This is a genomic window from Blautia sp. MSK.18.38 (assembly GCF_024460535.1).
GTDB lineage: Bacteria > Bacillota > Clostridia > Lachnospirales > Lachnospiraceae > Blautia_A > Blautia_A fusiformis.
Map to the genome: position 1 here is coordinate 1 of NZ_JANFYP010000038.1, position 20,594 is coordinate 20,594.

Annotated in this window: 19 protein-coding genes, 1 tRNA gene and 1 riboswitch; of the genes, 3 read left to right on the forward strand and 17 right to left on the reverse strand. The window is 45.0% G+C overall.

Annotated elements, in window-relative coordinates; all coding sequences use genetic code 11:
- Positions 1 to 249: 249 nt before the first annotated feature.
- From NE638_RS16335 to NE638_RS16385, 11 genes are all read right to left on the reverse strand, one after another.
- Positions 250 to 337: transfer RNA gene (locus NE638_RS16335), tRNA-Ser, on the reverse strand.
- Between the two features lie 797 nt (positions 338 to 1,134).
- Complete coding sequence (locus NE638_RS16340; protein ID WP_173740122.1) at positions 1,135 to 2,820, reverse strand: sulfate adenylyltransferase subunit 1; 1,686 nt, start codon at positions 2,818 to 2,820, stop codon at positions 1,135 to 1,137.
- A gap of 1 nt (position 2,821) precedes the next feature.
- Complete coding sequence (gene cysD / locus NE638_RS16345) at positions 2,822 to 3,724, reverse strand: sulfate adenylyltransferase subunit CysD (protein ID WP_015526618.1); 903 nt, start codon at positions 3,722 to 3,724, stop codon at positions 2,822 to 2,824.
- A 56-nt stretch (positions 3,725 to 3,780) separates the two neighbouring features.
- Positions 3,781 to 4,092: a 4Fe-4S dicluster domain-containing protein gene (locus NE638_RS16350; RefSeq protein ID WP_173740123.1), complete on the reverse strand. Its 312-nt coding sequence runs from the start codon at positions 4,090 to 4,092 to the stop codon at positions 3,781 to 3,783.
- A complete protein-coding gene (locus NE638_RS16355; RefSeq protein WP_173746734.1) occupies positions 4,076 to 5,782 on the reverse strand; it encodes an adenylyl-sulfate reductase subunit alpha in 1,707 nt (568 codons plus the stop codon). The genes NE638_RS16350 and NE638_RS16355 overlap by 17 nt, the downstream gene beginning before the upstream one ends.
- Positions 5,783 to 5,787: 5 nt before the next feature.
- Entirely contained in the window at positions 5,788 to 6,204 is a 417-nt protein-coding gene (locus NE638_RS16360; RefSeq protein ID WP_059086473.1) for a M67 family metallopeptidase, read from the reverse strand.
- A 65-nt stretch (positions 6,205 to 6,269) separates the two neighbouring features.
- Positions 6,270 to 7,076, reverse strand: a complete 807-nt coding sequence (gene thiF / locus NE638_RS16365) for a thiazole biosynthesis adenylyltransferase ThiF (RefSeq protein ID WP_015526615.1) — start codon at positions 7,074 to 7,076, stop codon at positions 6,270 to 6,272.
- On the reverse strand, positions 7,076 to 7,285 hold the full coding sequence (thiS, locus tag NE638_RS16370; protein WP_173746736.1) for a sulfur carrier protein ThiS: 210 nt from the start codon (positions 7,283 to 7,285) through the stop codon (positions 7,076 to 7,078). The genes thiF and thiS (NE638_RS16370) overlap by 1 nt, the downstream gene beginning before the upstream one ends.
- A 12-nt stretch (positions 7,286 to 7,297) precedes the next feature.
- On the reverse strand, positions 7,298 to 7,543 hold the full coding sequence (locus NE638_RS16375; protein ID WP_015526613.1) for a sulfurtransferase TusA family protein: 246 nt from the start codon (positions 7,541 to 7,543) through the stop codon (positions 7,298 to 7,300).
- The gene (locus NE638_RS16380) at positions 7,536 to 8,399 is read right to left on the reverse strand and encodes a 4Fe-4S binding protein (RefSeq protein WP_173746738.1); all 864 of its coding nucleotides are present in this window, start codon (positions 8,397 to 8,399) and stop codon (positions 7,536 to 7,538) included. The genes NE638_RS16375 and NE638_RS16380 overlap by 8 nt, the downstream gene beginning before the upstream one ends.
- Positions 8,400 to 8,439: 40 nt before the next feature.
- Positions 8,440 to 9,678, reverse strand: a complete 1,239-nt coding sequence (locus NE638_RS16385; protein ID WP_173746739.1) for an O-acetylhomoserine aminocarboxypropyltransferase/cysteine synthase family protein — start codon at positions 9,676 to 9,678, stop codon at positions 8,440 to 8,442.
- Positions 9,679 to 9,982: 304 nt separating this feature from the next.
- On the opposite strand from NE638_RS16385, the gene NE638_RS16390 reads away from it, so the two are divergent.
- From NE638_RS16390 to NE638_RS16400, 3 genes are all read left to right on the forward strand, one after another.
- Positions 9,983 to 11,173 (forward strand): sensor histidine kinase, encoded by a 1,191-nt coding sequence (locus NE638_RS16390; protein ID WP_250789772.1) that lies wholly within the window; start codon positions 9,983 to 9,985, stop codon positions 11,171 to 11,173.
- Positions 11,174 to 11,887 (forward strand): response regulator transcription factor, encoded by a 714-nt coding sequence (locus NE638_RS16395; RefSeq protein WP_173740126.1) that lies wholly within the window; start codon positions 11,174 to 11,176, stop codon positions 11,885 to 11,887.
- A 199-nt stretch (positions 11,888 to 12,086) separates the two neighbouring features.
- A complete protein-coding gene (locus NE638_RS16400; protein ID WP_147602789.1) occupies positions 12,087 to 13,403 on the forward strand; it encodes a hypothetical protein in 1,317 nt (438 codons plus the stop codon).
- Between the two features lie 104 nt (positions 13,404 to 13,507).
- Here the strand turns inward: NE638_RS16400 and NE638_RS16405 are convergent, their stop codons facing one another.
- From NE638_RS16405 to NE638_RS16430, 6 genes are all read right to left on the reverse strand, one after another.
- Positions 13,508 to 14,524 (reverse strand): sulfate ABC transporter substrate-binding protein, encoded by a 1,017-nt coding sequence (locus tag NE638_RS16405; RefSeq protein WP_059086478.1) that lies wholly within the window; start codon positions 14,522 to 14,524, stop codon positions 13,508 to 13,510.
- A 232-nt stretch (positions 14,525 to 14,756) separates the two neighbouring features.
- Positions 14,757 to 15,596: a hypothetical protein gene (locus NE638_RS16410; protein ID WP_173723491.1), complete on the reverse strand. Its 840-nt coding sequence runs from the start codon at positions 15,594 to 15,596 to the stop codon at positions 14,757 to 14,759.
- A gap of 342 nt (positions 15,597 to 15,938) precedes the next feature.
- A complete protein-coding gene (thiH, locus tag NE638_RS16415) occupies positions 15,939 to 17,180 on the reverse strand; it encodes a 2-iminoacetate synthase ThiH (protein WP_021650467.1) in 1,242 nt (413 codons plus the stop codon).
- A gap of 166 nt (positions 17,181 to 17,346) precedes the next feature.
- On the reverse strand, positions 17,347 to 18,132 hold the full coding sequence (locus NE638_RS16420) for a thiazole synthase (RefSeq protein ID WP_015526604.1): 786 nt from the start codon (positions 18,130 to 18,132) through the stop codon (positions 17,347 to 17,349).
- Positions 18,133 to 18,295: 163 nt separating this feature from the next.
- A complete protein-coding gene (thiS, locus tag NE638_RS16425; RefSeq protein ID WP_015526603.1) occupies positions 18,296 to 18,499 on the reverse strand; it encodes a sulfur carrier protein ThiS in 204 nt (67 codons plus the stop codon).
- 248 nt (positions 18,500 to 18,747) lie between these two features.
- Positions 18,748 to 18,855: riboswitch (TPP riboswitch) on the reverse strand.
- A 413-nt stretch (positions 18,856 to 19,268) separates the two neighbouring features.
- Entirely contained in the window at positions 19,269 to 20,387 is a 1,119-nt protein-coding gene (locus tag NE638_RS16430; RefSeq protein ID WP_147419601.1) for a hypothetical protein, read from the reverse strand.
- Positions 20,388 to 20,594 lie beyond the last annotated feature (207 nt).

Sequence of the window (20,594 nt, forward strand, 5' to 3'; positions counted from 1 at the left end):
AAAGAAATTTTCGAGAATCGTATGTGTTTCACTGTTTAGTTATCAAGGTTTGTTGCGTCTGTCTCTCAGACAGCTCGTTTATTTTATCTCATCTTAAATCGTTTGTCAAGTACTTTTTTCAACTTTTTTCAAACTCTTTTTTGATGAATCTCTGTCTCGCTGACAGCCTGTTTACTTTATCACATCCACAAGCGTTTGTCAACAAGTTTTTTCATTTTTTTGAAAAATTTATTTTTTTCAAAAAAATAACGGAGAAGGAGGGATTTGAACCCTCGCGCCGCGTTAGCGACCTATACCCTTAGCAGGGGCACCTCTTCGGCCTCTTGAGTACTTCTCCAGACTCCGAACTTATAATTTCTTATTAAATTGGAGTGCATTTCTTCTGTGTTTTCATCCGAAACGCATGGTTAATTATATCCGAAAGATATAAGTTTTGTCAACACCTTTTTTTCATTTTTTTACATTAATTTTATCTTAGCGCGATTGACCAATCATATTATCCCCTTAGACAGGTGGCTACGCACGACACGCTGTCCGTGTGGACAGCGCAGGGGAAGTCCATCTCAGAGTTCCGAAGTCCGAGGGCTTCCCTGCCCCCCACCCTCTTGGGCACGGAACAAGCGCTACATCTTCGATATATAATGCGACTGACTTTTATTATGGAATCTTATGCCAAGCTGATTACTGTCTGAGCCGATATTATTCCGGAACGTTGTGCCGAGCTGATTCTTAGATACAACATTCCTCCTGAACAATTTCTGTATGACACTCTACTGCCATGCATCATTGAATACTATCTCGAACTGTTCACTTTCAGCAACCGGCCTGTGTGCACAGCCGAGGAGCTGGCATATGGGCGGGGCGCTCTGCAGGAGGTGTGACAACTACTTAGGCTCTGGAAGGTGGCGTTGTTTTTCAAAAGTTCGCTGTCTGAGCGCAGCGAGTTCGGACTTTTGGAAAACGCTTTTAGCCACCTTTCAGAGTCTTAGTAGTTTCCACCGACGAAGCCTGTCCCGCCCATATGCCAGCTCCTCGGCGTCCGTCAAACCACGAAATCCCGCAACACCCAAAGAAAAGAGGCCACACATGCAGCCTCTTACACACATAACTATAGAAACTATAAGTAACCCAACATCAGATCATCCAGAAATTATCCGTGCAGACAATCCTCCTGTAAGTCTCAAACTTAAACCACTTATTATGAAACTCCGACTTATTATCAGCAGCCTCAAATTCCCTCAAAAACATCTGATAATCATCATTACTGCGAATCTCCAGGGCAAAACCTCTCTCATCCACAACAGGAAGCCCCATAAACACATACTCATCCAGCGGAATAATATCCTGCACCCTCTTATCACGGATCAGAACAGCCGCGCTATCCTCCAGAGACACAATATCAAAATAGCCCGGATACTCAAAGCTGTCACCCTCAACAGGCACCACATCCCCTACATGATAAGTCTTAACCTCTTTATCCGCCTTGGAAAGCAGCGCATTCTCAAGGTTAAAATAAAACTCCTCAAAAACATAACCGCCAACCTTCACATCATCCTTCTGGAAATAAGGCTTCTCCCCCTCAGTATCAACCGATTCCACAACACCACATGCAGAAGTCATATGACTCACACGGTCGATCAGGATCAGCTCACCAAGAGTCTTATTCCTCTTAAACTCATCCAGCACAACCTTATCAGAAAGACCGATTTTGCAAAGAGCGATCTCATTCTTCTCGATCGTATCCGCATGCAGATGCTCCCCGGTATTTACATCCGTCTTAAACTCGATACTTTTAACCACACCAGCAATCTTCTTCGTACCAACCTTCACAAGATACTCCTTGCCCACTTCAAGCCTGGAATCATCCATCCATAGAAGCGTAGCCTCAAAGCCCTTTGCAACAGGGATCTCATTATTATTGGTAAGAACACATCCACGGCTTACATCCACCTCTTTATCCAGCTGTATCGTAACAGCCTGGCCGGCAACAGCCTCTTCACGATCGTCACTGCCCACCAGGATCGTCTTAACAGCCGCTGTCTCGTTGCTGGGGAGCGTTGTGATGATATCGCCTACATGAACCCGGCCACTCTCGATCTGGCCCTGGAAACCGCGAAATTCATGGTTTGGACGAGAAACACGCTGAACAGGCAGATAAAATTCGCTGACATTCTCAGCCTCTGAAACATCCACAGTCTCAAGATGCTCCAGAAGAGCTTTTCCCGTATACCAGGGCATATTCGGAGACTTCTTCGTTACGTTATCACCCTCTGTAGCACTGACAGGAATGATCACAACATCCTGAAGCCCCAGAGTCTCAGAAAGCTCATTGATATCCTTTACGATCTCATTAAAACGACTCTCACTGTAATCAACAAGATCCATTTTGTTCACAGCAAATACAAAATGATGGATACCCATCAGAGCGCAGATACGTGCATGACGCCTTGTCTGCACCAGAACCCCCTGCTTCGCATCCACAAGAATAATGGAAAGCTGAGCAAAGGAAGCTCCAACCGCCATGTTCCTTGTATACTCCTCATGTCCGGGAGTATCCGCAACGATAAAGCTTCTTTTATCGGTTGTAAAATAACGATACGCAACATCAATGGTGATTCCCTGCTCACGTTCTGCCATCAGGCCATCCAGAAGAAGAGAATAATCAATGGCACCACCTCTGGAACCTACCTTGCTGTCCAGAAGAAGGGCTTTTTCCTGGTCCGCATATAAAAGCTTGGAATCATAAAGAATATGACCGATCAGTGTAGATTTTCCATCATCTACACTTCCGCAAGTGATAAATTTCAGTAATCCGCTCATCCTAGAAGTACCCCTCTCTCTTTCTTTTTTCCATACTTGCAGCTCCGCCGTCGGAATCAATAACACGTGTGGTTCTCTCAGATTCCACAGAGCTTAAGGTCTCGTCAATGATCTCGTCCAGTGTCTCCGCATCAGACTCGATACCACCTGTCAGAGGATAGCATCCGAGAGTACGGAAACGAACCTTTTTCATCTGCGGCTCCTCCCCCGGGTTCAGGCGCATTCTGTCGTCATCCACCATGATAATGTTGCCGTCTCTGTATACAACCGGACGCTCTTTTGCAAAATAAAGAGGAACGATCGGGATATTTTCTCTCTTAATATACTGCCAGATATCCGTCTCAGTCCAGTTGGAAATCGGAAAAACACGGATGCTTTCGCCTTTATTGATCTCAGTATTATAAAGCTTCCACATCTCCGGACGCTGGTTCTTCGGATCCCAGGCCTGCTCTGCATTACGGAAGGAGAAGATACGCTCTTTTGCACGGCTTTTCTCCTCGTCACGACGACCGCCGCCAAAAGCAGCTGTGAAACCATATTTCTTAAGAGCCTGCTTCAGTGCTTGCGTTTTCATGATATCTGTGTATGCGGAGCCGCTGTCAAAAGGATTGATCCCCTGCTTCACACCATCCTGATTAATGTACTCAAGCATTTCGATTCCCAGATCCTTCGCGGTTTTGTCACGAAACTCTATCATTTCTTTAAATTTCCATGTTGTATTTACGTGAAGAAACGGAAATGGCGGTTTCTCCGGATAAAAAGCCTTCATTGCAAGATGAAGCATTACAGAACTGTCTTTTCCTATAGAATAAAGCATTACCGGCTTCTCGCACTCTGCTGCAACTTCACGGATGATATAAATTGCCTCTGCTTCCAGCTCATCCAAATGTGATAATCCACTCATATCTGATCTCATCCTCCTGTTCCGGCCGCCAGAACCGGCAGCACTTATCTTCTGGTCTAATATTTATTCGAATTCCGTCGATCCACATCGATCACGAATGTAGAACCGTCCGTTTTTGTAATGATCCAATGAAGGATATCCACTTCGCTTTTTACATTCATGATACTTCCGTTCCCGCCGATATCCGCACCAAGGAAAAAGTCGATGGCACCGGCTTTACATTCCTTTACACAGGAAACGCAGCCCCAGCAGTTTTTCGGATATTTCATCACGGCTTTTTTGTCTTCCATGACGATCAGGGTTCCCGGACATACTTCACTGCATTTTCTGCAGCCAACACATTTTTTCTGATCAATTCGTATGCTCATATGTGTCCTCCTTTACAATGTCGCGAAAAATCATCCTGATCTCGCCGTTTTCCAGTTTCGAATTTACATATTTATAAAATTTCTCATCTGTTTCCGGATGATCCAGATTTTCGTTAAAAGAATGCCATCTGGTCTCTTTGCGGTTTTTCAGATGAGCGATCAGTGAACGGCACACAATGAGACGCTCACGAAGTTCATATGCAAACATCAGCTCATGCATATCTGCTGCCGCTGTTTTTTCGGCAAGAGCCTGAAGCTGAAGGATTTTTTCATCTGCAAGAGCAAGCTGCTTCTCATTAAACTGATAATTAGAAGCAATTCCTCCCGCATATTCATCCATGACTTTCTGCATAGCCTCTTCCAGTTCTTCCACGGAAAATGCCGGTGCGTCTTCATTTCGGAACTTTTCGTACTGAGAAAGAATTTCCCCTTCCTGAACCTTAATCTCTGTCTCAGTCTGAATATCTGCTTCCTTCAGAGTTCCGGCCTTAAACTGTTTCACCATATCCAATGCTGCAAGCTTTCCTTCTGCAAGAGCTCCTGTTACATATTTCTGCGGACATCCACCTGCAACATCACCGGCTGCATATAGCCCCTTTACCGTGGTTTCACGGCCTGTATTTACCCAGTAGCCGCTGGCTGTATGACCGCCTACGATATACGGCTCTGTTCCCTGGATCTCCACATCCTGCTCGCTAGGGCTCTTTCCGCTTTCGATCCATTTCAGAGTCTGGCTCGGTGCCATGTTGAGATAAGCCTTCAGAAGATCTTCATCCTGTTCCTTCGTGATCCCTGTAGTCTTCAGGTAACACGGGCCGTGGCCAAGCTGATTTTCCCGAACTGTTCCGTAAACTCTCTCGCTTGTGGTCAGTCCGTATTTTGTCTCATAGATCTCGCCAGCTGCATTGATCTGTTTTGCGCCGACACCCTGTGCGATGGTTCCCGTAGGAGCAATGGTATCCTTGCAGCGAAGTGCGATAAAACGCATCTCAAAGGACGTCATCTCCGCACCTGCCAGGATTCCCATTGCGTATCCGGCACCTGTGTTAAACGGCGGATACCACATCTTATGTCTGGAAAATCCCGGATTGTTCGGCTTATAAAGTCCGGCCGCTCCGCCTGTTGCAGCAAGAACTGCCTTTGCCCGGATAATGTATGCAGTTTCTTCCATAATAGAGAAACCAACCGCTCCGTAAACCTGTCCGTCTTTTACAAGAAGGTCTGTGATATTTACATAATTCAGAACGTCTACGTTCTCAGCTTTATGAACTGCATTAGCAAGAAGTGGTTTAAAATTTTCACCGTTGATCTTGATGTTACGATTTCCTCTGGCTACATAATCACCATTTTCATCCTTCAGGATCACAAGCCCAAGCTTTTCCATCTTTGCAGTAACTTCGTTGAAATTCTCCGCTGCTGTAAGAAGAAGGTCCTGCCTTACGATCCCGGCGGCATCCTTTGTTGCATAATCTACATAATCCTGCGGCTTGCGGCCTTTTACAATGTAGGCATTGATTGCATTAACACCTGCTGCCAGACAGCCGCTTCGTCTGATATTTGCTTTTTCTGCGATCAATACCCTGCCGGCTTTCTGTTCTGAGAGAACCAGCGCCGCATAGCAGCCTGCGGTACCTCCGCCTATGATCAGCACATCTGTTGTAATTTCCTTTGTGTTTAATCTGTTTTTCATACTCATCACTCTGTTATCTGAAGCTCATGTACAGTTACATTTTTCTCTTTATCTACGCCAAAGGCCTTCAACACCGGATTTTCTGCATCCATAAGGGAAAGGATCAGATATTCGATGTTCGGGTCAAATGCAAGTCGTTTATCTTCTTCGGAAGGCCTTGACGGAGACTCCGGATGAGAATGAAAGTTTCCGATCATCTGATATCCGTTCTGACGGATATCCTTGATCGCGCTCAGCTGTTCCTTCGGGTCCATGGAAAAGTGTTCGTTGCTTTCATCGATATTTGTCAGCAGATACACCTTCTCGATGGTTTTTACATCGTCCTCAATGGTCCCGCCCAGAAGGCCGCAGGACTCATTGGGAAGTCCCTTTCTGCAGTGGTCTAATATTTTTTCGTAATCTTCTTTTTTTAATTTCAGCATTATCTTCGCAGCCTCCAATGGGTTTCTATACTTAATTTATAACGTCTGCACCCGCAGACAATTCTTTAGTGCTTCAGTTCACACACAGCCTGCTCATAATCGATCAGTTCTGTGATCGTCGGATCATCGCCGCATACCGGGCAATGATGATTCTTCGGAAGCTTCACGGTACGGAATGTCATCTTCAGTGCATCGTAGGTAAGAAGTCTTCCTGTAAGAAGATCACCCTGTCCGATGATGTACTTGATCGCTTCCATTGCCTGAAGGCTTCCGATCACTCCGCCCATGGCTCCGATCACGCCAGCCTGCTTACAGGTCGGTACGGCATCCTTTGGCGGCGGGCTCTGGAACGCACATCTGTAGCATGGGCCCTGTCCCGGAACGTAAGTCATCAGCTGTCCCTGGAAACGGATGATTCCTGCATGTGAAAACGGTTTCTCAGCCATTACACAAGCATCGTTGATCAGGAATTTTGCAGGAAAGTTGTCTGTTCCGTCAAGAATGAAATCGTAATCTTTGATCAGATCCATGATGTTGCTGGAATCTACAAAGGTATGATATGTATTTACAGTAACGTCCGGGTTGATTGCTTTCATGGTCTCAGCCGCAGACTCTACCTTCAGTTTGCCGACATCTGCAGTTGTGTGGATGACCTGTCGCTGAAGATTGGAAAGATCTACTTCATCTGCATCCGCGATCCCGATGGTTCCCACACCTGCTGCTGCAAGGTAAAGGGCTGCCGGTGCTCCAAGTCCGCCGGCTCCGATGATCAGAACCTTGGCATTCAGAAGCTTTTTCTGACCTTTTACTCCAACCTCCTTCAGTATGATATGGCGGGAGTACCGCTCAAGCTGCTCATTTGTAAAAGCCATTATCTTGCGCCTCCTCCCATGTAGTACAGGAACTCAACAACGTCGCCGTCCTTTACCCCTGTTTCCGGAACGTCTGCCTTGCTGATGAATTCATCGTTGATAGTTACGGTTACATACTCAGGACTTTCAATATCCTCTTTCTCAATAAGCTCTGTAAGCTTCAGTCCGTCTTCGTACTCTTTTTTATTTCCTGCAACTGTGATTGTCATTTCTCTGTTCTCCTATTCTTCAACTTTTCTTACGATCAGTGTATAAGTTCCGTCTTCGTTGTCCTCGAGCTTCAGGATCTGATGTCCTTCTTCCTTCACGCTTCTCGGTACATTCTGTACCGGCTCGCCATCGTTCATTTTGATCGCCAGGATCTGTCCGTCGTCCAGTTCCTCAAGTGCTACTTTTGCTTTTACAAAGGTTACCGGGCAAACTACATCGGTAATATCTACTGTATCATCAATCTTAATATCAGCCATTGTATGCTCCTTTCAAAACTTCCTGAAGTTTTTCAGCGCCTACCCGGTCGATGGTAAATTTAAAACGCTCTCCCGGATTTGCATGATCATCAAAGAACTGGATCGCTGCATCGGTCACTCTGAAAAGCTGCTCCTCAGAGGTGATCAGCGGAAGGAATTCCTGTCCCTTGCTGATGTGATTTCCAAACGTTCCGCCAAAGGAAACGATATATGCTTCGTTTACATCCCATGCATCCACCGGACAGGATTTTGCACATCTGCCGCAGTAGTTACATTTCTCTGTATCGATCACCAGCTTGTCCTCCTCAAAGGAGATGGCATTTTCTCTGCAGGCCTTTTCGCAGACACCACAGTGGATACATGCATCCTCTTTCCAGCTGACCTCAGCTGCTCCCTTGATCCCTACATCATTCTCCTCTGCCTTCAGACAGTTGTTCTGGCATCCGGTAACACCGAATTTGAATTTATGAGGAAGCTCTCTTCCGAAATATCTCTCATTTAATTTCACCGCAATGTCATAGCTGTTGATGTTTCCGCTTGGACAGACAGCATTGCCCTGGCAGGCTGTAACTGTACGTACTCTCGGTCCGCAGACACCGGGCTTGCATCCGCCTTTCGCAAGATCATCTTTTACATCATCAATATCATCTAATTTAATGAACGGGATCTCAACTCCCTGTCTGGAAGTAAGATGTACATATCCGTCACCGTATTTCTCAGCTACCTCTGCGATCTTCTTAAGGTTTTCTGCGGTAAGTGTACCGCCTACACAGGCAAGACGAAGAGAAAAATTATTCTTCTGCTTCTGTCTCATGAAACCACCTTTTTTTAATGTAGCGTAATCTACTTTTGCCATAACGAACTCTCCATTTCTCTGCTGGTGCAGCTCTTAGATTTTATCGGTTATTTTCTATCGCTTGTTTGAAATCTTCTTTTAAATCTTCAATATCTTCAATTCCCACACTGATGCGGATCAGATCCTCGAATACTCCGGACTGCAGCTTCTCTTCATCGGAGATGTGTGCCGCGATGGTGGATTCCGGATGGATCACCAGAGTCTTCGTATCTCCGATGTTGGAGATGATCAGCGGGATATTCAGGGAATTGATAATGGAAAAAGCCTTCTCCTTGCTTCCGGTTCTTACAGTTACGATAGCTCCGTAGCCATTCCTGAACTGCTTTTCCGCAATTTCGTGATAAGGGCTTTCTTCCAGTCCCGGATAATTTACTTCAATGTCACCACCCAGGCCCTGTAAAAATCTCGCAAGCTCCAGTGCATTGTCACACTGTCTCTGCATTCGAAGTCCCAGGGTTTCCAGTCCCAGGTTATTAAGGAAAGCATTCTGCGGAGCAAGACACGCGCCAGTGTTCCGGAAAAGTCCGTTTCTAAGCTTGGCGATGTATGCAAATGGTCCGAATTTCCGGTATGGAGCAAGTCCCGGATATCGGTCAGGGTCCCATTTCAGACCCTTACCACAGACAAGAATACCGCTGATGGCATCGCTGCTTCCATTGATATATTTGGAAGAGGAATGAACCACAATGTCAGCTTCAAGCTTCAGTGGCTGGATCAGATACGGGGTTGCCACCGTGTTGTCTACGATCAGCGGTACGTCATGCTTATGTGCCACTTCCGCAACTGCCTGGATATCGGTAACATCCAGCTTGGGGTTGCCAATGGTCTCCGCAAAAACAAGTCGCGTCTTCTCTGTGATCTCTGCCTCAAAAGCTTCCGGCTTATTCTCTTTCACATATTTTACGGAAATCCCGAAAGGCTTCAGATCATCGAACAATTCCACAGTTCCGCCATACAGTCCGCAGGCTGCCACGATCTCATCTCCTGCCTGAAGAATGTTCAGAAACGCATTGGTCAGCGCTGCCATTCCGGATGCACAGGCCACACTACCGATCCCATCCTCCAGCATGGTCACTCGCTTCTCAAAGGACTCTACCGTAGGATTGTTGATCCTTGTATAGGAGAAGCCCATTTTTTTATTGTCAAAAATTTTCTCCAGGTCTTCCGCGCTGTCATGTCGGAATGCGCTGCTCTGATAGATTGGAACCTGTGTTGCACCCTGTGGATATTTCTCGTTGGTGCCGTGGAGCAGCCCTGTATTAAAGCCGTATTCGTTCATAGCCTCTTCCCTTTCTTTTGTTGACACTTATATTAACCTACTATTCATAGTATGTCAATAGGAAAACGGGATTAAATGTATTTTTTTGTGTACACAACTATACGACAGCATGATACAATTATAACAGTTACGATAATTACAGCACCAAAAGAAAGATGCCCGCAGGCATACAAACCTACATTAAGAACAGGAGGTGATCCCTATCAATATAAACCCGAAGCTCCGGAATATTTTTCACTCTTTATTCAGTCCCACCCTTGATTTCCGCGTCCGGCTGTTCAACATCCTCGCCTTGGGAGGTACTGTGATCAGCCTGATCATGGCCTTTCTCAGTCTCGGGACCGGTTCCTGGAGAAATGTACTGATCAATTTTGCGCTGGTTGCAATCTCCGGAGGGCTTTTTCTTTATTCCTATTACAGTGGAAAATATCAGCGCTGCTACCTGATCACCATTGTCGTGATCTTTCTGCTCGTTTTTCCGGTGATGTTTTTTACCAGCGGCGGTTATCGTGGCGGCATGCCGGCATTCTTTGTGTTTGCTATTATTTTTACCGTGCTGATGCTGGAAAAAAGACGCGCTCTGATCGTTTCCCTGCTGGAGATCCTCCTTTATATGGGACTGTGTCTGGTTGCATACCATTTCCCGGACACTGTAACTCCTTTTGCCACGGAAGCAGACCGGCTGGCAGATATCCTTCTGGCGTTTGTCTCTGTAAGTATTGTCTGCGGCAGTGTTCTCTATTTTCATCTGAAGGAATATAACCAGCAGCAGCTCCTTCTGGAGGAACAGAATCTGCGACTGCGCTCCCTTGATAATGCCAAGTCCACCTTCCTGACCACCGTTGCCCATGAGATTAAAAATCCTCTGAGTTCCATTTCCCTCCACGCGCGGGACACCTCCGAGCTCCTTGAGGAAGAGCCTCTGGATTTCTCTCTTATGCAGGAAAATCTCCGCACCATTGAACAGTCGGTAATGCGGATCGACCGGATCGTGCTGGATCTGATGGATACGGTTTCCATTGAGCAGGGACGACTTGCCCTTTCCCTTGTCCCATCAGATCTGTCCGGTCTTTTGTATTCTGTAAAAAAAGACTACTGCAGTCATCCAAGCTTAAAGAACAATCAGCTGGTCCTTACGACACAATCCGGACTCCCGGAAATCTCTGCTGATCCGGAACGGCTGATCCAGGTTGTCACCAATCTGATCTCCAATGCAGAGCGTCACACCCAAAACGGAACCATCACCATTTCTCTTACCGGCGAACCGGGCTGGCAGACCATCTGCGTCTCCGACACCGGAACCGGCATGTCAGAAGAAATGCGAAAAAACGCACTCAAGGGTTATATTTCCGCTGATAAGGATTACTGGCGGCACGGCATAGGCCTCTATGTCTGTCATCAGATCATCACTGCCCATGGCGGCAAAATATGGCTGAAAAGTAAAGAAGGCGAGGGAACTCAGGTGTTCTTCTCACTTCCGGAGGAGGAATCATAAATGAATGAAAAGAAATCACTTATCCTTATGGTCGAGGATGAAGAACAGGTGCTGAATACCAACTGCCGGATGCTGCGGCGCCGTGGCTACGATGTCCACACTGCACAGACAGCCGCCGAAGCCTATCATCAGCTTGAAGAACAGCTGCCGGATCTTCTTATCCTGGACATTATGCTTCCGGACGGAAACGGTCTGGATATCTGCCGCCGCTTCCGCGAAAAAGCCATGAATCCGGTTCTTTTTCTCACCGGAAAAAGTGATATCCGGGATCGGGTAGAAGGACTTCAGCAGGGAGGCGACTATTATCTCACCAAACCTTATAATTTCGATGAATTTCTGGCCGTGATCCAGATGCTTCTGGAACGCCAGAAACGAATGGAAGAAAAAATAAAAGAAAAATTTCAGTCCTCCCGTCAGATCACCATCGGCAGCCTGCGGCTGGATCTTTCGGACGGCCATGCATATCTCAATAATGCCGACACAGGCCTTACCCGGACCGAATTCTCTCTGCTGCGTCTCCTTGCAGAAAACCAGGAGAAGATTTTTTCTGCAAAGGAGCTCTACGAAGCGGTATGGGGTAGCTGTGCAGGAACAGATACCAGCACGGTACGGCGGCATATCTTTAACCTCCGGACCAAGATCGGTGCCGAAGATACCGATGAGTATGACATTGTCTCGGTTTATGGGAAGGGATATCTTTTTACCTGCCGGTAAGCCGGCCTTTTCACGATCGGATAGCATATTTCCAGACCTGTAAGCAGCTTCCCGTAAATGTCTCTTTTTCTTCACATTTCCGGATATCGAGATCTGTCTGTTACAATGTACTTAACAGACAGATCTTTTTTATTTGTAAAAATTTATGATCAAAGAATAGTAAGCAGCTAACTGCTGCTCAATTTATCAGGAGGTGCCTATGCATAAAAAAATCTTAGTTCTTTTAACAGGCGCGATCGCTCTTTCCATATCTGCAGTCCCGGTCCTCGCTTCTGACCCTCCAACCGATGACGGTCAGTACATCTGGCAGGATGAAAACGGAGATTACTGGTACCGCAATGGTTCCGAGGATGAATATATCGGGGAAGGTAATTATGCCCCTGACCCGGATTCCGGTGAACTGATGGAAGGCAACGATGCCGGCTGGACCGAACAGGACGGTTATTTTGAGCCTCATTATTATTATGAGGACGGCAGTGTGTGGCTAGAAGATGCCACCGGAACCACATATATTGGCTCCAGAGATAAATATTATATTGATGACTACGGCAATCTTCAGGAATATTCCGATTCTGAAACTGATTCCTCCTCCGGAGATTCTTCAGAAGAATCCTCCGATACCAGTGGAAACTCCTCCTCGCAGGATTCCGATTCTTCATACCCAAATTCCTCTTCCGATACAAACACGGAAGATTCCTCTGAATCGGAAAAGCGCGGCGAGCTTCATATGCGGGTTGGATTCCCTGCCGATGATACGATCAGAGAATCCATGCCCGAAAAAGAAGGTTATTTCGAGCAGCGTTCCGTAAATGGCGGAAAAAGCACTGCCTTTGTTTTAAAAGTACCGAATTCCTCTCTGGAGGATTCTTCCCTGAAGGGTTTTCTGGCAGAATACTATCCGGTAAAGGGTGAGATCATCACCAAAAAGGATCTTACCTTTGAATCTTATCCTGCCACGAAATATCAATACTTAACCGAAGTCAACGAAGAAGAAAAAAATGTAGATGCTCTTGTATGCCAGGCTGACGATTATACATTCGGACTTTTTGTCCTGACTCCGTCAGATACCTATGATAAAGCCGCCGAAAAGGAAGCCACAGAGCTGATCAAATCCATAGATTTCGTTTACGCAGAGCGTGTGGATATGGCCATGACGGATTACTTCCAGGTCCTCACTCCGGAGCGCTGGAAATATCTCTGCCATTATGAAACAACCGAAACCGAAAATGGTGGATATAAACTGACTTATTACAATGAGGATGTTCCTGTACTGACCCTGGAAGCCAGATATTACAATGGTGAAGACCAAGACCAGCCTCTGGACAGTGTATGGCAGGGCTATCTCGGCCGTATCGAAACCGTCGACGGCAAAAAATACGATCTTCTGTCCACCATCAGCCAGTACTCCAAGGACGCCTCTGATGAATGGAAGGAAATGTATGACACTTATCTGGATGTCATAAACGGGATCCGTATAATGGACGGCTGTTCCCTGACCGAAGGAAGCCATGCCTGATCCCTTGTGATTCACAATATTTACATAAAAGAAGCTGCAGACTCTGTTTTTTCACTGTTCTGCAGCTTCTTTGTGTTATTGTGTCCAACTATATCTTCTGCTGTCTATCCTTCGTAAATCTGATCAAAAATCCCTCCATCTGAGAAATGTGTTTCCTGTGCCTTTTTCCATCCGCCGAAATCATCAATGGTGACAAGATTGATGTCCAGGTCAAACACATCGGAGTATTCCTTCAGAATATCCTGGTTTGACGGACGGTAATAATTATCACCGGCGATCCGCTGTGCTTCATCGGAATAGAGATAATTCAGATATTCCTCTGCCACATCTCTGGTGCCTCTTTTGTCTACGACTTTATCGACTACTGCTACAGATGGCTGTGCAAGGATGCTGATGCTTGGTGTTACGATCTCGTAGTCGTCCGGATAATCTTTTACGGAAAGATAGGCTTCATTTTCCCAGGCAATCAGTACATCACCCTGTCCGTTTTCCACGAAAGAGGTCGTTGCGCCTCTGGCTCCGGTGTCCAGGACAAGTACGTTTTTGTAAAGATCTCCGATGAATTCTTTAATTTTGTCCTCGTCTCCGTTATATTTATCTTTTGCATAGGCCCAGGCTGCCAGATAGTTCCATCTTGCTCCGCCGGAGGTTTTCGGGTTTGGTGTGATCACACCTACATCTTTCTTTACCAGATCGTCCCAGTCTTTGATGTTCTTCGGATTTCCTTTTCTCACAAGAAATACAATCGTCGAAGTATAGGGAGCGCTGTCCTCCGGAAATTCGTCCACCCATCCGTCATCGATGAGTCCTGCATCCTGGATCGCATCCACATCATACTCCAGTGCCAGTGTTACCACATCTGCTTCCAGTCCGTTGGCAACCTCAAGTGCCTGCTTGCCGGAACCACCATGGGACTGTGTGATCTCCACATCCTGGCCTGTTTTTTCCTTCCAGTGTTCCTGGAAGCTCTTGTTGTACTGCTCGTAAAGCTCTCTGGTCGGATCATAAGATACATTGGTGATACTGACACTGTCCGCCGCATAGGTGGTTACGCCTGTAAGGCTTCCGATTGTTGCTATTGCTGCAAGAGCTGCTACTGCTGATTTCCATCTTCTTTTCATAATACTTACCTCCTGTGTTTTGCCTCGTGTTTTGTTGTTGGGGCTATTATAAACATGAGTAAGTACATATGAAAACTATTAGATTGGAAACCGTTTTCAGTAGTTTTCGAAATCAGGGATATTTTGGCGAATTTTACAGGTTTTTATGTCTGATTTTTAGCTGTTATCCATAGATTTCGCACTCTTTTTTGCATATTCTTCATCACCGTTGAAAGATTTTGTGAAAACGCAATCAACCTTGTGAATTCAGCTCTTCCAGGAGTTTTTTGCGGTAAGCTTCATCTTTGACAGCACGTTTGAGATCTTCTGTGCGGTTGTTATCCAGTAAATATTGTGTCAGCTGCATGCCCTGTTCCATGCCACGCTCCATACCACACTCCATTCCACGTTCCATTCCCTCATCTAATAACATCTGACCAATTCTCGTCATCGCAACGACCTCCTTTATTTCGTCCAAATCTGCATTATCCAGAAATTTATCTGCCAATGTATATAACATTGCTGTTGTTTTCTCTGCGGTTAGATCTGTATTTCTTTTTGCCAGAATGATTGCTTCTCTGATCTTATCCTTCATCTGCATAGAGCCTGACATTAATGGTGTTAATGACAAGATTGCATAATCTTCTTTGGTCAGTTCTTCTCCATGCAGCTGCTTTTCTTTCATTCTGACAAAAACCTCATCTGCATTTTTCTCTTTAAGATAAACTGGCTGAATACGATAAGTAAACAAGCCCATGTTCAATTCAGCCTTTACTGACCGGATTCCTCCGGAATAAATCACGTATGTAATAACATTCTTTCCAGTCTTATGTGAATATACCGCATCATAGGCAAGAAATCTTCGTAAATCCTCTTCCCCCTTGTCTGTTGTCTGAAATTCTATATGAATATAAAATCCCTGTTTTGTGAGAAAGGTAAAATCCATATACATTGAATGAATAGTAAGCTCTACCAGCTCAGTCGGACCAACCTCCACAAAATCATAATCAATTCCGAGACTTTTCAGAATCGTATCACGAAAATAGTCAACACCCATTTTCATAACAGCATCTTCATGTTTTGCATTTGCCATAGGGCACCTCTTTTTTAGTTCAATATCGTTATCTGATGTGCCTTGAAAATGCTTTTGTAAATTTCTACACTGACGTTTTATCTTCTGTAAATCTTAATACTCTCCGTACGACCTCCTTGTTACATTTATTTTATCAGACCCGGACTGAAAAATCACTCTTGTTCTGACGACAAATTCTTCCAGCACTGTCCTCTGTTTGACAAAAATCTTTCTGCATTCATTCTTCCGAAACAGTTATCCACACTCACCCCGAAAAATCGCTCTTTCAGGCGGATGGTTTTCCACATATTCCACAGAAGTTATCCTCGGTAGTCTATACGATCCGATTTCGCCGCCTTCATCTCACAGATAAATATAATCATTCATGACCGGCTGCAGGCCGTGGTCTTTCAGGGCGTTAAAGACTTCGTCCACGGATCTTCCGTCGGAAATCTCAAACTGATCGTCGCCTTTATCTTCGATATCATCCACATGGCTTCCGATTCCTGTGCTGACACCTGCAGAGATCTTGGTTGCTGCGATATTTACCAGATTGTCACGGACACGCTCACACTCTCTGGTGGATACAGTAATACTTGCAAACGGCATAAACAGACGATATGCACAGACTACCTGCAAAAGCTGCGGTTCGTGTACATCCTTCGGATTGATCCTGTCGTTGTTGATGATCGGACGAAGTCTCGGGCAGGAAAAAGCGATCTCTGCGTGTGGATATTTTCTCTGCAGAAGATATGCGTGATATCCCGTTGCAAAAGCATCCTTGCGGAAATCATCTAGTCCCAGAAGTGCCGCAAAACCAACACCTCGCATGCCGCCTTTTAACGCACGCTCCTGTGTATTTAACCTGTATGGGAAAATCCTCTTGTGACCTGCCAGATGCAGAGTTTCGTATTTATCAGAATTATAGGTTTCCTGGAAAACTGTCACATAATCTGCGCCGCATTTGTGAAGATATGCGTACTCATCAGAATTCATCGGATACACCTCAAGACCGACTACCTTGAAATATTTCCGGGCGATCTCACAAGCCTTTCCGATATATTCCACATTAGATTTCGTTTTGCTCTCTCCGGTAAGGATCAGAATCTCCTGGAGTCCGGTTTCTGCAATGGCTGCCATCTCTTTCTCGATCTCATCTGCATTCAGCTGTGCGCGGCGGATCTTGTTGTGGCAATTAAATCCACAGTAAATACAGTAGTTCTCACAGTAGTTTGCAATGTAGATCGGTGTAAACATGCAGATACTGTTTCCAAAATGTTTCCTTGTTTCGATCCGTGCAGCCTGTGCGATTTCTTCCAGAAGAGGCAGCGCTGCCGGTGAAAGCAGTGCTTTAAAATCCTCCGGTGTACGGTTGTCATGAACAAGCGCTCTCCGTACATCCGCTTCTGTGTACTTATCATAATCATATGCGTTCATTGCGGAAATAACCTGATCCATTACATCAGATTCTTCCAGCTGTTCCATATCCGGAAGGTACTTCATGTGATCGATACGGTTCTTTTTCATATCTTCCAGAATTTCTTCATTTACGATACTTTCATTAAAATGGCCGTCCTGCTGACTGGCCTGTACTGTCTCTGCCATTACTCTTATGTCGCTCCTCTCATATATTGCAGCAATACTCTGGTCCTCACTGCTGCATATCTGTAAACTTAATTTCGATTGAAACCAGACAATACCTGTGTTTCACTACACAGGCAGTGCCTGTCCCCCGCTTAGTGTTCTGCGTTCAATCATTCATTTATCAATTTTACTCATGAAGAAATCCGGTCAGTGGTGAGGATGCACTTGCACCTCTCTCCAGAGTTCTTCCCATACCGGAAAGATATGCACTTCTTCCTGCCTCAATAGCTTTCTTAAAGGCTTCCGCCATAACACGGACGTCTCCTGCAGTTGCGATAGCTGTATTTGCCATAACTGCTGCAGCACCCATTTCCATAGCCTCACATGCCTGTGACGGGCGGCCGATTCCTGCGTCCACGATGATCGGAAGGTCGATCTCGTCGATAAGGATCTGGATGAATTCTTTTGTACAGATTCCTTTGTTGGAACCGATTGGAGAGCCAAGTGGCATTACACAGGCAGCTCCTGCATTCACCAGATCTCTGGCTGCATTCAGATCTGGATACATGTATGGCATAACTACAAAGCCCTCTTTTGCAAGGATCTCTGTTGCCTTGATGGTCTCGTAATTATCCGGAAGAAGATATTTGGAGTCATGGATAACTTCGATCTTTACAAAATCTCCACAACCAAGCTCGCGGGAAAGTCTTGCGATACGGACTGCTTCCTCTGCATTTCTGGCTCCTGATGTATTCGGAAGAAGAGTAACATCCTTCGGCACATAGTCAAGAATATTGGCAAGCCCACCCTCATTTGCACGGCGCAGGGCAAGTGTTACGATCTGAGTTCCTGCTTTTTCAATACATGCTTTTACAAGCTCCAGAGAAAATTTTCCGGAACCAAGGATAAAACGGGAAGTAAACTCATGGCCTCCCAGGATCAGTTTGTCTTCATTTGTGTTTGCTGTTGTCATTTTTTATGTCCACCTTTCTTTATGTCTGTTTGCAGAAAATATTTCCACCGATTTATAACCAGCGCCTTCTTCTGCCAGATCATTCTTCATTTGCATTTTTTCAGTAACTTATCTGTCAGTTACTGCCGTGGTATATATACCTAATTTTATCTCTATAGCGACATCAGCAGCTTCCGCCGCCCATAAACTGCAGAATCTCCACAACATCGCCATCTTTCAGTACTGTTGTATCGTAAGTGTCTCTCTTAATGATCTCTTCATTCAGCTCTACTACAACCTGCACCGGAACATAGTTACATGCTTCCAGATATTCTGTTACTGTCACCGGCTTTTCCAATGTTCTGCTTTCACCATTTACTGTGATCATGATCTCTCCTTTCCGGAAACTTCAAAAGCTATTCGTCAATAAAAAAGAGTTCACAAAGAAATACACCCGCGGTGGTGCACCCCTTCATGAACTCAGTTCACTCTCAAATTTCCCAATATTCAATTGTCGATACCGGGGTTAAAAGCATTCGCTCTTGATCCCTTCCCTGTAAATCCTGATCTTACGTATTCAATCGGATAAAAACATCCGCATCCAATAAAAAAGGAGATACACCAAAGTATCTCCCGTAAATTCATCTTATACGTTCCTACGTTGGCATTATCCAAATCAGGTATAAGGGTCGAAGTTGAAGACTTCCTCTCAGCCTGCCATCACAAGCTCCCCTGTTATTTACATGGTTTAGTATAAGGCGAATTATGATCAATGTCAAGAGCATTAAATTTTCTCACAATAGTTCCAATTTGTTCTAAACTATAGTACACTATAATTGCTGCCAACCCTCCAGCAGAAAGGAGGTGAAGTCCAGTGTGCGAATTAATCATCACATTTTTTGTTTCTGTTACGGCGGATATAGTTAGCTACTATATTCGCAAATGGCTGGACAGAAACGACAGGCAGTAACAGCCTGAAAGGCTTAAGCCCCCTTACATAACGGCATAGAAAACCCCGGAAGTGTGCGAGACTTCCGGGGTTTTCGTTTTTGCCAATGTTTGAATTTCATCACATTTCTTAGCTACTATCATCTTATGCTTTCTATACTAATTTGTCAACCGAATTTTATTAACGGCATCATCATAGGATGTTACTGTTATTTATAAGCAGTGAATCCCAGATCTTTCATTGTCAGATTTAAATTCTTTTTCAGATAATCATTTGCTACTTTCATTGTCGCTTTCATCATAATATTGGAAGAATCCTGCAGATCTGTCATCGCTTTTTTTCCGTTTGTATACAAGAAAGTCAGATTCTGACCTTTATAAGCAGATGCTTTTGTAGAAGAAGTCACCAGCAGAAAGACTTCATTTGTAGACAGGGCGGACTTCACACTGACCGTATCAGATTTCACACAGTTTCCGATAATATCCAGTCCGGCAAGGATTCCATCTGAAGGCATAGAGAGCATCATCCCAATATCTATCTTATCTTCTTTCTTCAGATAACCGATCATCAGAGTACTTTCTTTATCTACTTTGACATTTATAAACTGATTTCCGTCTTCAGTATATTTGCCTTTCTGACTGATGTATTTTTTCAATTTGCTATAATTCTGCGTCAATCTGGTATTAGCCGAGGTCGGATTCTTTACAGTAACCTTGCAGGTGAATTTTCTGCCACCAAGAGTCGCTGTGATAACCGCTGTTCCTGTTTTTACCGCGGTGATCTTTCCGACAGAAGTTATCTTGACAACATTTGTGTTGCTGCTCTTCCATGACGGTTTCAGACTGGTGCCTTTGATCTTCAGTGTATAAGTTTTTTTCGATGCCAGTGTCAGGCTGGTCTTATTCAGGGTGAGATAATTCAGACCTGCGATTGCTGTCAGACCTTTTTCATTATATCTACTCCAGATCGTATTTTTTCCGGATTTCCGGTAAGCTCTCACTGTGTAAGTATAGCTTACTCCGGTACTTACTTTTGTATCGGTAAACGTAACATTTTTGCTTCCTGTGAGGGTTTTTACTGCTTTCCATCCGCTGTTTCCGGTCTTGCGGTATACCCGGTATCCGGCAACTCCTTTTACCTGTTTCCAGCTGAAAATAATCTTATTCCTGCCGGAGATCTTAATAGAAGACATAGCCGGCGTTGCTACGTTTATCGCCGCCTGTACTTCTGTCGCACTGATCAACTCCGGAACCGCAGCTGGTGCCGCCGTTGCAATCATAAAACCTGTCAAAATGCCACATAAAGCTTTTTTCCAATTTCTTCTCATACGCTTTTTTCCTTTCTGCTTTGTGGTATATCTGGATTCCCTAACAAATATAGTATACATTACAAAAAATATTCCTGCTATGATATTTTTCACCGAATCGGGGCTTTCGGTGAAATTCGGCAGTTTCTACAATGGCTTGACACTCCCCTCAACTAAAGCAGGGGGATTCTTGCTTCTCCCACTACTGCATTGGCAAACACCTTACGG